Source organism: Pseudomonas sp. TE12234, assembly GCF_054061835.1.
This window is the reverse complement of record NZ_JBSSEP010000007.1, coordinates 223,994-237,150: the sequence shown is the minus strand read 5'-3', so window position 1 is coordinate 237,150 and position 13,157 is coordinate 223,994. Positions and strand designations below refer to the sequence as shown.

Genomic DNA, 13,157 nt, shown 5'->3' with positions numbered 1-13,157 from the left:
GGATTGTCTAGACAGGTCTATTGTTTTGTCGCAGGTCCACTTGCAGGAGCGAGCTTGCTCGCGATGGTGTGTCAGTCACTGAGGTGTCAGCTGATACTCCATCGCGAGCAAGCTCGCGCCTACAGGGGGCAGTGTTAGAGGGTTACTTGCAGACGTCAGCAATCGCCTCGGCCAGCAGATCCAGCCGTGTCGCATCAATCCCCGCCACGTTGGCCCGACCTGAACTGACCATGTACACGCTGTGGTGGTCGCGCAGTTTTTTCACTTGTTCCGGTGTCAAACCGGTGTAGGAAAACATCCCGCGCTGCACACCGATATGCGCAAAGCGCTCGCGCAAACCATAGGGTTCAAGGGCGTGCACCAGGCCGCTGCGCAGTTGGGCGATGCGCAAGCGCATGGTTTCCACTTCGTCGGCCCAGAGGCGTTTCAACTCCGGATCGCCGAGGATAGTTGCCACCACGGCTGCACCGTGATCCGGTGGCGTCGACCACAGGTTGCGGGCGATGTTGGCCAGCTGGCTGCGGATATCCACCAGCTTGTCGGCGGTTTTTGCGCAGACAATCAGGGCGCCGGTGCGGTCGCGATACAGGCCGAAGTTCTTCGAGCAAGAGCTGGTGATCAGTACTTCCGGCAACTCGGCGGCGAACAGCCGGGTCGACCAGGCGTCCTGTTCCAGGCCATCGCCGAAGCCCTGGTAGGCGAAGTCGATCAGCGGCAGCAATTCACGCCGGCGCACCACTTCCAGCACGCGGCGCCAATCTTCATGGGTCAGATCGAAACCGGTCGGGTTATGGCAGCAGGCATGCAGCAGTACCACGTCACCCTTTGGTGCTTCATTGAGCACGGCGAGCATGGCATCGACGTCGAGACGGTTGTCGCTGCCCACGTAGGGGTAATGACTGACCTTGACCTTGGCCGCCGCGAAAATGGTTTCGTGGATTGGCCAGGTCGGATTGCTCAACCAGATGCCCCGGCCCGGCAGGCACTGGGCGATGAAGTCGGCACTCAAGCGCAACGCGCCGGTACCGCCCGGTGTCTGGGTGGCGCCGGCGCGCTGTTCACTGATCAGCTTCGAGTCGGTGCCGAGCACCAGCTCACTGATGAGCCTGCCGAAGGCCGGTTCGCCATGACCACCGATGTAGGTCTTGGTGGTCTGGCGCTCGACCAGTCGCGCCTCGGCGAGTTTCACGGCCTGGGGAATCGACGTCAGGCCCTGGGCGTCTTTATAGACACCCACGCCGAGGTCGAATTTGCGCGGGTTGGGGTCCTGCGCATAGGCCTCCATCAGACCGAGGATCGGGTCGCCGGGCACCCGGCCGATGGCGTCGAAATGCATTACTTGCGGCCCTCGGCGTCCTTGGCCACTTCGTCGGTGCGCGCGGCCATGATGAAGTCGTTACGGTGCAGGCCCTTGATCGAGTGGCTCCACCAGGTCACGGTGACTTTGCCCCACTCGGTCAGCAGGCCCGGGTGATGACCTTCAGCCTCGGAGATTTCACCGACGGCGTTGGTGAATGCCAGGGCGTGCTTGAAATTTTTGAACAAGAAGACTTTTTCCAGCTGCATGATGCTGTCGCGTACTTCGATGTTCCAGTCCGGGATCTGCTTGATCAGTACCGGCAGTTCTTCGTCGCTGACTTGCGGTGCATCGGCGCGGCAGGCTTCGCAGTGGGCTTGGTTCAATGTGGACATGATGGATTCCTGAAATCGAATAAATGGAAATCGGCCGTCAATGTCACCACGCTAAAGCAAAGCGTGGATTCCTGACAGACTCACTTGATCGTAAAAGTCGCGGGTCACGCGGCTTTTGGCGGAAATTTCGGGGCGTGCAGACCCAGCTGCATGCCTTGTTTGACCAGGCCCATGATGTCTTCATGGGCGAGATCGAACAGGCGCTTGAGGTTCGGAAGGACAAAGTACAACGGCTGCAGGATGTCAATGCGGTAAGGCGTGCGCATGCATTCCAGCGGGTCGAAGGCCTGATGCTCAGGCTCGTCCGACAGGCTGTAAACGGTTTCTTTCGGCGAAGACAGAATGCCGCCACCGTAGATGCGCCGGCCTTGCGGGGTTTCCACCAGGCCGAACTCGATGGTCATCCAGTACAGGCGCGCCAGGTATACGCGTTCTTCCTTGGAAGCCTGCAGGCCAAGTTTGCCGTAGGTGTGGGTAAATTCCGCGAACCAGGGGTTGGTCAGCAGCGGGCAGTGGCCGAAGATCTCATGGAAAATGTCCGGCTCTTGCAGGTAGTCCAGCTCTTCGCGGGTGCGAATGAAGGTGGCCACCGGAAACTGCTTGTTGGCGAGCAATTCGAAAAAGGTCTGGAAGGGGATCAGCGCCGGCACACGGGCGACCTGCCAACCGGTGGTTTCACCGAGGACCTTGTTGATTTCGCCCAGTTGCGGAATGCGGTCGTGGGGCAGACCGAGTTTTTCGATACCGTCCAGGTATTCCTGGCACGCACGCCCTTCGATCACTTTCAACTGGCGAGTGATCAGCGTGTTCCACACCGCGTGTTCTTCGGCGGTGTAGTCGATAAAACCTTGCGCATCGGGCTCGCGAGCCACGTATTGCGTCTGCTTCATGCTGCTCTCCTGCGAGGGGGATTCGTTCTTGTTATGTCCAGCTATGGACCTAGAAATAACCCATGGATTGCAGCCTTGCAGCAGGTGTTCAGCGTCGAGCGCAGGAAAAATTCGCAGAAAACGTAAAGTTTTCGTTACGTGTTGAGCGGCATCGCGCAGCTATTGAGATTTGCCGGTTTGAAAAGCGCTCCGGGTGTCACATAATCTTGACGACTATCTGTTGACCTTGGCAGAAATATCCGTCCGTGGCGCTGCAATTTCCCGGTGGGTGCGCCGGCAATGACTTCATCCACCGCTTTTCCAGGCCTTTTATATGCGTATCAAAGTCCACTGCCAGAACCGCATTGGCATCCTGCGTGACATTCTCAACTTACTGGTGGAGTACGGGATCAACGTCGCTCGCGGGGAAGTGGGCGGCGAGCATGGCAACGCGATCTACCTGCATTGCCCGAACCTGATCAACATTCAGTTCCAGGCCTTGCGTCCGAAGTTCGAGGCGATTGCAGGGGTTTTCGGCGTCAAGCGCGTAGGGCTGATGCCCAGCGAGCGCCGGCACATGGAACTCAACGCGTTGCTCGGCGCGCTGGAATTTCCGGTGCTGTCGATCGACATGGGCGGCTCCATAGTCGCGGCCAACCGTGCAGCCGCACAGTTGCTGGGTGTACGCGTCGATGAAGTGCCGGGGATACCGCTGTCGCGTTACGCCGAAGATTTCGATTTGCCGGAACTGGTACGCGCCAACAAATCGCGGATCAATGGGCTGCGGGTCAAGGTCAAGGGCGACGTGTTTCTGGCCGATATTGCGCCGTTGCAATCGGAGCATGACGACAGCGAAGCGATGGCCGGTGCGGTATTGACGCTGCACCGCGCTGACCGGGTGGGTGAGCGCATCTATAACGTGCGCAAACAGGAGTTGCGTGGCTTCGACAGTATCTTTCAAAGCTCGAAAGTCATGGCAGCGGTGGTGCGTGAGGCACGGCGCATGGCGCCGCTCGACGCACCGCTATTGATAGAAGGTGAAACCGGCACCGGTAAGGAATTGCTGGCGCGTGCCTGTCATCTGGCCAGTCCTCGCGGTCAGTCGCCATTGATGGCGCTCAATTGCGCCGGTCTGCCGGAGTCCATGGCCGAGACCGAATTGTTCGGCTACGGCCCTGGTGCTTTCGAAGGTGCGCGGGCCGAAGGCAAGCTCGGCCTATTGGAACTGACGGCGGGCGGTACGCTGTTTCTCGATGGCGTTGGGGAAATGAGCCCGCGCTTGCAGGTGAAATTGCTGCGCTTCCTGCAGGACGGTTGCTTCCGTCGTGTAGGCAGTGATGAAGAGGTCTATCTCGATGTGCGAGTGATCTGTGCGACCCAGGTCGACCTGTCCGAGTTGTGCGCCCGCGGGGAATTTCGCCAGGACCTCTATCACCGCTTGAACGTGTTGTCGCTGCACATCCCGCCGCTGCGCGAATGCCTCGACGGTTTGACGCCGCTGGTGGAGCACTTCCTCGATCAGGCCAGTCGGCAGATCGGTTGCCCGCTGCCGAAACTGGCACCGACGGTCATGGAGCGACTCAGTCATTACCATTGGCCGGGCAACGTTCGCCAGCTGGAAAATGTGCTGTTCCAGGCGGTGTCCCTGTGCGACGGCGGTACCGTCAAGCCTGAACACATCCGTTTGCCTGATTACGGCGTGCGTCAGCCTCTTGGCGATTTTTCCCTCGATGGTGGCCTGGATGAAATTGTCGGGCGCTTCGAAAAGGCCGTGCTGGAGCGGCTGTACGCCGAGCATCCGAGCAGTCGGCAGTTGGGCAAGCGATTGGGGGTATCCCACACCACCATTGCCAACAAGCTGCGTGATTATGAGGTTGGCAAGGACAACGCCTGATCCTGTGGCGAGGGAGCAAGCTCCCTCGCCACAGGATGCTGTGCTGCTCCGACAGGTCAAGCATTGCCTCCCACCGGCATAACACCGCCGGTTTTTCGTCTTTGATACAAATCCTCCCCGTCAGCTCAATCCCTCAAGTCCTTTGTTTGCCGGGTCTCGTGCCGTCAAAAACAAGTTGGTCTGCAAATTGCTTATCGCTCAGCAGTACAGCAGTGGGCGGCAAACGTCCGGCAGGCAGAGGAAAGAGCGTGGACAAGTACCTTTACGTGGCAATGACCGGCGCCAGCCAGAATGCACTGGCGCAAAAGGCCCATGCCAACAACCTGGCGAACATCTCCACCAACGGCTTCCAGAAAGATCTGGAGCAGGCGCGTTCGATGCCGGTGTTCGGTGACAGCTTTCCGGCGCGTGCGTTTGCGATGTCCGAACGCCCGGCCACGGACTTCTCCCCGGGCGCCCTGGTAGAAACCGGTCGCGACCTCGATGTTGCCGTGCAAGGCAGCGGCTGGCTGGCAGTGCAGAACCCCGATGGCGGTGAAAGCTACGTGCGCACCGGCAGCCTGGTGGTTGACGCCCTGGGCGTGTTGCGGGCCGGCAACGGCATGCCGGTGATGGGCAATGGCGGGCCGATTGCCGTGCCGCCGCAGCAGCAGGTCGAAGTGGGCGAAGACGGCACCATCAGTATCCGTGCAATGGGCGAAGGCCCGCGCGTGATGGCCGAAGTCGACCGTATCAAGCTGGTCAACCCCGACATCAAGAACATGACCAAAGGCCTGGACGGTTCGATTCACACCAAGGACGGTCAGCCGGCGCAAGCCGATGCCAACGTCAAACTGGTGTCCGGGTTCCTCGAGTCGAGCAACGTCAACGCCGTGGAAGAAATGACCTCGGTACTGGCCTTGTCCAAGCAATTCGAACTGCACATCAAGATGATGAACACCGCCAAAGACGACGACCAGGCCATGGCTCGGGTCTTGCAGATCAGCTAATTATCAGAACGTCGCGCCGTAAAACAGGCGCACGAGGAGAATCGAATGCTTCCGGCTCTATGGGTTGCCAAAACCGGTCTGTCCGCCCAGGACACCAACCTGACCACCATTTCCAACAACCTGGCCAACGTGTCGACCACGGGTTTCAAGCGTGACCGTGCCGAATTCCAGGATCTGCTCTATCAGATCAAGCGTCAGCCAGGCGCCCAGTCGACCCAGGACAGCGAACTGCCGTCGGGCCTGCAACTGGGTACCGGTGTGCGTATCGTCGGCACCCAGAAGAACTTCACCGCCGGCAGCCTGCAAACCACCGAGCAGCCGCTGGACATGGCCATCGACGGTCGTGGCTTCTTCCAGATCCTGCAGCCGGACGGCACCACGGCCTACACCCGTGACGGTACCTTCCATCTCAATGCCAATGGCCAGATCGTCAACGCCAGCGGTTTCGCCCTGGAGCCGGCCATCGTCATCCCGAACAACGCCCAGAGCTTCACCGTCGGCACCGACGGCACGGTATCCATCACCGTGCCAGGCAACCCGGCCGCTCAGGTGATCGGCAACCTGCAAACCGCCGACTTCATCAACCCGACCGGTCTGCAGGCCGTCGGCAACAACCTGTTCCTGGAAACCGCCGCTTCCGGCGCGCCGCAAATCGGCACCCCGGGCCTGAACGGTTTCGGTACCACGCTGCAGAACACCCTGGAAGGTTCCAACGTCAGCACGGTTGAGGAGATGGTCAACATGATCACCACTCAGCGTGCCTACGAGATGAACTCCAAGGTGATCTCCACCGCCGACCAGATGCTCTCGTTCGTAACGCAGAATCTGTAATCAAGTCTATGAGGCGGCCATGAGGCCGCCTGCAACACCGTGAGGAAGGGTCATGAATCGTTTCGTTTCTGTTCTGGCATTGACCGGGGTTACCGTGCTCGCGGGCTGCGTGCCGTCGACACCCAAGCCCAATGATCCCTACTACGCCCCGGTGTTGCCGCGTACGCCGCTGCCGGCTGCCGCGAACAACGGATCGATCTATCAGGCCGGTTTCGAACAGAACCTGTACAGCGACCGCAAGGCGTTCCGGATCGGTGACATCATCACCATCACCCTGAACGAGAAGACCCAGGCCAGCAAGAACGCCAACTCGCAGATCGACAAGAACAGCAAGACCGGCATCGGTCTGACGTCGCTGTTCGGCTCTACGCCCAATACCAACAACCCGTTCGGCAGTGGCAACCTGAGTCTGAACGCCAGCTATGAAGGCGACCGTGCGACCAAGGGTGACAGCAAGGCGGCACAGGGCAACACCCTGACCGGTTCGATCACCGTGACCGTCGCCGACGTGTTGCCCAACGGCATCATTGCCGTGCGAGGCGAGAAGTGGATGACCCTCAACACCGGCGACGAGCTGGTGCGGATCGCAGGCCTGGTGCGCGCTGACGACATCGCCACCGACAACACCGTTTCGTCGACCCGTGTCGCCGATGCGCGCATCACCTACTCGGGCACCGGTTCGTTTGCCGATGCGAGTCAGCCAGGCTGGTTCGACCGTTTCTTCCTCAGCCCGCTGTTCCCTTTCTAGGTGGCTTTCCAGTTGAGCATGTTGAACTTCAAACACCTCATGGTGGCCGCCGTTTTGTTGTCCGCGGCCTTCAACGCTCACGCCGAGCGATTGAAGGACATCGCCAGTATTTCCGGCGTGCGTTCCAACCAATTGATCGGTTACGGCCTGGTGGTCGGGCTCAATGGCACCGGCGACCAGACGACCCAGACGCCGTTCACCCTACAGACCTTCAACAACATGTTGTCGCAGTTCGGTATCAAGGTGCCGCCGGGCTCGGGCAACGTGCAGTTGAAGAACGTCGCTGCGGTGTCGATCAGTGCTGAGCTGCCGGCGTTCGCCAAGCCGGGGCAGCAGATCGACATCACCGTTTCGTCCATCGGCAACTCCAAGAGCCTGCGTGGCGGTACCTTGCTGCTGACGCCGCTCAAGGGTATCGACGGCAACGTCTATGCCGTCGCTCAGGGCAACCTGGTGGTGGGTGGCTTCGATGCCGAGGGGCGTGACGGCTCGAAGATTACCGTCAACGTTCCGTCGGCCGGTCGCATCCCGGGCGGTGCTTCGGTAGAGCGGGCGGTGCCAAGCGGATTCAACCAGGGCAATAGCCTGACCCTGAACCTCAACCGTTCCGACTTCACCACGGCCAAACGCGTCGTCGACAAGATCAACGACATGCTTGGCCCAGGTGTGGCTCAGGCCATCGACGGCGGTTCGATTCGCGTCAGTGCGCCACTGGACTCCAGCCAGCGCGTCGATTACCTGTCGATCCTCGAGAACCTTGAAGTCGATCCGGGTCAGGCGGTGGCGAAAGTCATCATCAACTCCCGTACCGGCACCATCGTGATCGGTCAGAACGTCAAGGTTTCCCCGGCCGCCGTTACCCACGGCAGCCTGACCGTGACCATCACCGAAGACCCGATCGTCAGCCAGCCGGGGCCACTGTCCAATGGCACGACGGCCGTCGTGCCTCGCTCTAAGATCAACGCCCAGCAGGAAGCCAAGCCGATGTTCAAGTTCGGCCCGGGCACCACCCTCGACGAAATCGTGCGGGCGGTGAACCAGGTCGGCGCGGCACCGGGTGACTTGATGGCGATCCTCGAAGCACTCAAGCAGGCCGGCGCATTGCAAGCCGATCTGATCGTGATCTGAGGACGGCGCTCATGGATATGCGCAAGAGTGGTTTGGCCAGCAGCAGTGACTCAGGCTCCTATTCGGACCTCAATCGCCTGAACCAGCTCAAGGTCGGCGACAAGAACAGCGACGGCAACATGCGCAAGGTTGCGCAGGAGTTCGAGTCGCTGTTTCTCGGTGAAATGCTCAAGTCCATGCGCTCGGCCACCGAAGCGCTCGGTCAGGACAATCCGCTCAACACCCCGGCGGCCAAGCAATACCAGGAAATGTACGACCAGCAGTTGGCCGTTTCCATGTCCCGCGAGGGCGGTGGTATCGGTCTGGCGGACGTCCTGATGCGGCAGATGTCGAAGAACAAGCCGATGGCACCCGGTGAGGCGGCAGCCGCATCGGCCGCCAGGCAGGAAGCGGCAAAAGCTGCGGTGCAGACCCCGGTGGCTGCCGGTACCGTCGCACTCGGCGGGCCGCTTTCGCGGGTCAATGGCCAGCGTCCATTGTGGGCCTCGCGGTCGGTGCACGCGCCGACGGGCGAGGGTACCCATCTCAATGACATGGCAATGATCAATCGGCGGCGCCTTGCATTACCACCGAAACTGGCTGATCGCTTGCTGGCGGGGCTGGTGCCCTCGGCAACGACCACGGCGGCGAGCGCAAACACGGCGCAGAACAAGATCCAGTTGCCACAGAACACGCGCAGCGGCTCCGGCCCGTTGTACAACGGCGACTGGCTCGCTGCGCAAGCGGATTCACCATCGAGCGGCGGCCTGCAGATTTACGGTCGTGCAATGGCGCAGATTCCTCTCGCACCGGCGAAAAAAGCCTTCAGCTCCGCCGACGAATTCGTCAACACGATGTTGCCGATGGCCAAGGAAGCCGCCGCGCGCATCGGTGTCGACCCGCGTTACCTGGTGGCCCAGGCGGCGCTGGAAACCGGTTGGGGCAAATCGGTCATGCGCGCCCAGGATGGCAGCAGTAGCCACAACCTGTTCGGCATCAAGGCGGGCGATAGCTGGAAAGGTAATTCGGCGCGGGCCATCACCAGCGAATTCAGGAATGGCGAGATGGTCAAGGAAACGGCGCAGTTCCGTTCCTACGACTCTTACAAGGACAGCTTCCATGACCTTGTGACTTTGTTGCAAACCAACAATCGCTATCAAGATGTCGTGAAGTCGGCCGATAACCCAGAACAGTTTGTACGCGAGTTGCAAAAGGCCGGTTATGCAACCGACCCGGACTACGCAAGCAAGATTTCGCAGATAGCCAGGCAGATGACGAGTTACCAGAACTACGCTGCGGCGGGCGTTTCAACGAATTTATAAGGTCTGAACCATGAGTTTGCTCAATATCGGGATGTCGGGTCTGAGTGCGAGCCAGAGCGCGTTGGTGACCACGGGCAACAACATTTCCAACGTCGACACCGCCGGGTACTCGCGCCAGCAGACTGTGCAGGGCACCAAAGGCTCTATTCAGTACGGCAATGTGTTCATCGGTACCGGCACGACGCTGGCCGATGTGCGCCGGGTGTATAACTCCTATCTCGATTCGCAGCTGCGTACCGCCACTTCGCTCAACAGCGAAGCATCGGCCTACAGCGCTCAGGTCACACCGCTGGACGCCACGCTTTCCGATAACAACACCGGTTTGACCGGTGTGTTGCAGAACTTCTTCACCTCGATGCAGGGTGTTGCGACTTCGCCAACCGACGACACGTCCCGCCAGTCGGTGCTGACCGGTGCACAGGCGCTGTCCAGCCGTTTCAATTCGATTGCCAAGCAGCTGAACGACCAGAACACCAACCTCAATGGCAGCCTGTCTGACATGGCGGGCCAGGTGAACAAGCTGGCCACCTCGATTGCCAATCTCAATCAGAAGATCTCCGAGCTTTCCACCGGCAGCAGCCAGCCCAACGACCTGCTCGACTCGCGCAACGAAGCCGTGCGTCAGCTGTCCGAGCTGGTCGGTGCGCAGGTTGTCGAGCGCGGCACCAACTTCGACGTCTATGTCGGCAGCGGTCAGCCATTGGTCGTCGGCAATACCACCAACACCCTGCAAACCGTCCCGAGCAGCGATGATCCGTCGCGCATGGCGCTGCAGATGAACCGTGGCTCCAGCACCATCGACATCACCTCGGTGGTCAGCGGCGGTTCGATCGGTGGTCTGCTCAACTACCGCAAGGACGTGCTCGACCCGTCGCTCAATGAGCTGGGGCGTGTGGCGCTGGTGGTGGCTGACCAGATGAACAGTCAGCAAGCGCAGGGCATCGACAAGAACGGCGATTTCGGCGCGGCGATTTTCAACAACATCAACAGTGCCGCCCTGGTCAGCCAGCGCAGCATTGCCCAGGCCGGCAACAGCGCCGGTTCCGGCAACCTCGATGTGACCATCAAGGACACTGGAAAGCTGACCACCAGCGACTATCAGGTTACGTTCACCAGCCCGACCGACTACACGGTCAAGCGCTCGGACGGCACTGACATGGGCGCCTTCAGCACCACGACCACACCGCCTCCGGTGATCGACGGCTTCACCCTGAACCTCAACGGTGGCGCGCTCAGCGCCGGCGATTCGTTCAAGGTGACACCGACCCGTGGCGCGGCGGCGAGCATCCAGACCGTGCTCACCGACCCGAAAAAAATCGCCGCGGCTGCACCCTTGACCGGCAATGCCAGCGCCAATAACGGCGGTACCTACACTCAGCCGGCACTGACCAGCACCCTCGATATCTACAATCCGGCGGCCCAGGCGGAAATGCAGACCGCGCTCAAGTACTCGACGCCGGTCAAGCTGGTTTTCGGTGCCGCAAGCGGTGGCAGCCAGAGCTACAACCTGGTCGATGCCAAGGGCAATTCGATCAGTACCGGCACCATTGTTCCGGGTCAGAGCAACACCCTGAACCTGAACGTGGGGATGGTCGATGGCACGGGTGCTCCGATCATGGACAACAGTGTCGTTCCGGCGGTGCAGAAGACCTTCACCGTGCAGACCACGGTCGGCGGCACACCGGCCAGCGGCGAAAGCTTCACGATCAACCTGACCGGCGCCGCGTCTTCGGATAACCGTAACGCGCGATCCCTGGTGGGGCTGCAAACCAAACAGACCGTCGATACCGGCTCGGCGAGCAAGGGCATCAGCCTGACCGACGCGTACGGCAAGCTGGTGACCAACGTCGGCACCAAGGCCGCCCAGGGCAAGTCTGACGGCGACGCCACTACGGCGATCCTGACCAATGCCAAAGGTGCCCGTGATTCGGTGTCCGGGGTGAACCTGGATGAAGAAAGCGGCAACCTGGTCAAATACCAGCAGTACTACACCGCCTCTTCGCAGATCATCAAAGCTGCGCAGGAAATTTTCAGCACGCTGATCAACAGCCTTTAAGGAGTCGTAATTCATGCGCATTTCTACCGCCCAGTATTACGAAACCACCGCTGCCAACTATCAGAGCAACTACAGCAAGGCCATCGCGACCAGCAATGAAGCCAGCAGCCTGACTCGCATCAACACCGCCGCCGATGATCCGATCGGTGCCGGGCGCTTGCTGAGCCTTGGCCAGCAGAGTGCGGCGCTGAATCAGTACGGCACTAACATCGACAGCACCAAGAGTGCGTTGAGCCTGCAGGAAACCACGCTGACCTCCATTGGCAACGCGTTGCAACGCGCCAAGGAGCTCGCCCTGGCTGCCAGCAACGGCACGGCTACTGACGCCGACCGCAAGGCCTATGCGTCGGAAATGGGCCAGATCCAGCAGCAAGTAATGGGCCTGATGAACTCCAAGGACTCGGCGGGCAACTACCTGTTCTCCGGTTCGAAAACCGACACCGCGCCTTATTCGCAGAACTCGGACGGCACCTTTACCTACAACGGTGACCAGACCAGCATCAACCTGGGCATTGGCGACGGCATGACGGTGGCGACCAACACCACCGGTTGGGATGCTTTCCAGCAGGCCATCAACACCAGCCGCACCCAGACCACCATGACCGCTCCAGCGGTGGATGACGGTCGGGTGGTGCTGTCCAACGGTACGATCGGCACCAGTTCCACCTACAACGCCAAGTTCGCCGGCGGCCAGCCCTACACCGTCAACTTTCTCAGCAGCACCCAGTTGCAGATCACTGATGCGCTGGGTAATGACGTGACGGCCGAAGCCAGCCAGAACGGTGTCATCAGCAATGCCAACGGTGCCAACCAGACGGTGAGTTTCCGTGGCGTTGACCTGAAGCTGAACATCAACCTCAAGTCCACTGACGCCAACCCGGATGCGGTGATCGCCGGCCACAGCTTCCAGTTGGCGGCCACGCCTGACAGCTTCAATGCTTCGCGCAGTCCTGGAAACACCTCGACCGCGGTCATCACCGGTTCCAGCGTGACCAACCAGGCGGCTTACACCAATGCCTTCCCGTCGGGCGGTGCAGTGCTCAAGTTCACCAGTGCCACGGCCTTTGACCTGTACGCCGCACCGATCACCGCCGACAGCCGGCCGGTCTCCTCGGGCACCGTCTCGGGTGGCAATGCCACCGCAGCGGGCGTGACCTTTGCCTTGGGCGGCGGCGCTCCGGCCTCCGGTGACCAGTTCCTGATCCAGAACAACGATCATCAAACCCAGAACGTGCTCGACACCCTGGGCCACATGGTGACCGCGCTGAATACGCCGATCGACGGCAACCCGGTGGCCAAGCAGAATTTCCTCGGCGCCATGGAATCCGGCCTCGGCAACATCGACAGCGCGGTCAACCAGATCGGCTCGGCCGTTACCTCGATCGGTGCCCGCGGCCAGTCGCTGGATAATCAGTCCGCGACCAACGAGAGCCTGACCCAGGCGAACGCCACGAGCCAGTCGTCGATCCGTGACTCGGACCCGGCGGAAGTCATGACTCGCCTGACCTTGCAACAGACCATGTTGCAGGCTGCGCAGTTGGCGTTCAGCAAGATTTCTCAACTGGGTCTGTTCAACAAGATCTGATGGTGGTCGGGCGCTCAGGCGCCCGTCTGCCTTGTCCCTTCAGTATTGATCGTCTTTTTTGCGG

At 60.5% G+C, this 13,157-nt stretch carries 11 protein-coding genes; 8 read left to right on the top strand and 3 right to left on the bottom strand.

From position 1 onward, the window contains the following. Positions 1-142: 142 nt before the first annotated feature. The 3 genes from ACVWYU_RS13965 to phhA all read right to left on the bottom strand — a co-directional run bounded on the left by ACVWYU_RS13965 (position 143) and on the right by phhA (position 2,582). Positions 143-1,336: an amino acid aminotransferase gene (locus ACVWYU_RS13965; RefSeq protein WP_457372916.1), complete on the bottom strand. Its 1,194-nt coding sequence runs from the start codon at positions 1,334-1,336 to the stop codon at positions 143-145. Next, positions 1,336-1,692, bottom strand: coding sequence for a 4a-hydroxytetrahydrobiopterin dehydratase (locus ACVWYU_RS13960; protein WP_017337151.1), 357 nt, complete (start codon positions 1,690-1,692; stop codon positions 1,336-1,338). Before ACVWYU_RS13960 ends, ACVWYU_RS13965 begins: the two co-directional genes overlap by 1 nt. Before the next feature lie 104 nt (positions 1,693-1,796). Then, positions 1,797-2,582, bottom strand: coding sequence for a phenylalanine 4-monooxygenase (gene phhA / locus ACVWYU_RS13955; RefSeq protein WP_090324335.1), 786 nt, complete (start codon positions 2,580-2,582; stop codon positions 1,797-1,799). Positions 2,583-2,895: 313 nt separating this feature from the next. Here phhA and ACVWYU_RS13950 point away from each other — a divergent pair, with 313 nt between their 5' ends. From ACVWYU_RS13950 to ACVWYU_RS13915, 8 genes are all read left to right on the top strand, one after another. Continuing rightward, on the top strand, positions 2,896-4,455 hold the full coding sequence (locus ACVWYU_RS13950; RefSeq protein ID WP_090324334.1) for a sigma-54-dependent transcriptional regulator: 1,560 nt from the start codon (positions 2,896-2,898) through the stop codon (positions 4,453-4,455). A gap of 248 nt (positions 4,456-4,703) precedes the next feature. Then, positions 4,704-5,444 (top strand): flagellar basal body rod protein FlgF, encoded by a 741-nt coding sequence (locus ACVWYU_RS13945; protein ID WP_090324332.1) that lies wholly within the window; start codon positions 4,704-4,706, stop codon positions 5,442-5,444. A 45-nt stretch (positions 5,445-5,489) separates the two neighbouring features. Continuing rightward, the gene (flgG, locus tag ACVWYU_RS13940) at positions 5,490-6,275 is read left to right on the top strand and encodes a flagellar basal-body rod protein FlgG (protein ID WP_247257681.1); all 786 of its coding nucleotides are present in this window, start codon (positions 5,490-5,492) and stop codon (positions 6,273-6,275) included. A gap of 52 nt (positions 6,276-6,327) precedes the next feature. Beyond that, positions 6,328-7,023 (top strand): flagellar basal body L-ring protein FlgH, encoded by a 696-nt coding sequence (gene flgH, locus ACVWYU_RS13935; RefSeq protein WP_457372915.1) that lies wholly within the window; start codon positions 6,328-6,330, stop codon positions 7,021-7,023. A gap of 18 nt (positions 7,024-7,041) precedes the next feature. Next, complete coding sequence (locus ACVWYU_RS13930; RefSeq protein WP_247257728.1) at positions 7,042-8,151, top strand: flagellar basal body P-ring protein FlgI; 1,110 nt, start codon at positions 7,042-7,044, stop codon at positions 8,149-8,151. An 11-nt stretch (positions 8,152-8,162) separates the two neighbouring features. Next, positions 8,163-9,452 carry a flagellar assembly peptidoglycan hydrolase FlgJ gene (gene flgJ / locus ACVWYU_RS13925; protein ID WP_457372914.1) on the top strand — a complete coding sequence of 430 codons (1,290 nt, stop codon included), beginning with the start codon at positions 8,163-8,165 and terminating at the stop codon, positions 9,450-9,452. Between the two features lie 10 nt (positions 9,453-9,462). After that, positions 9,463-11,508 carry a flagellar hook-associated protein FlgK gene (gene flgK, locus ACVWYU_RS13920; RefSeq protein ID WP_390956974.1) on the top strand — a complete coding sequence of 682 codons (2,046 nt, stop codon included), beginning with the start codon at positions 9,463-9,465 and terminating at the stop codon, positions 11,506-11,508. 13 nt (positions 11,509-11,521) lie between these two features. Further along, positions 11,522-13,093, top strand: coding sequence for a flagellar hook-associated protein 3 (locus tag ACVWYU_RS13915; protein ID WP_457372913.1), 1,572 nt, complete (start codon positions 11,522-11,524; stop codon positions 13,091-13,093). The last annotated feature ends 64 nt before the right edge of the window (positions 13,094-13,157 follow it).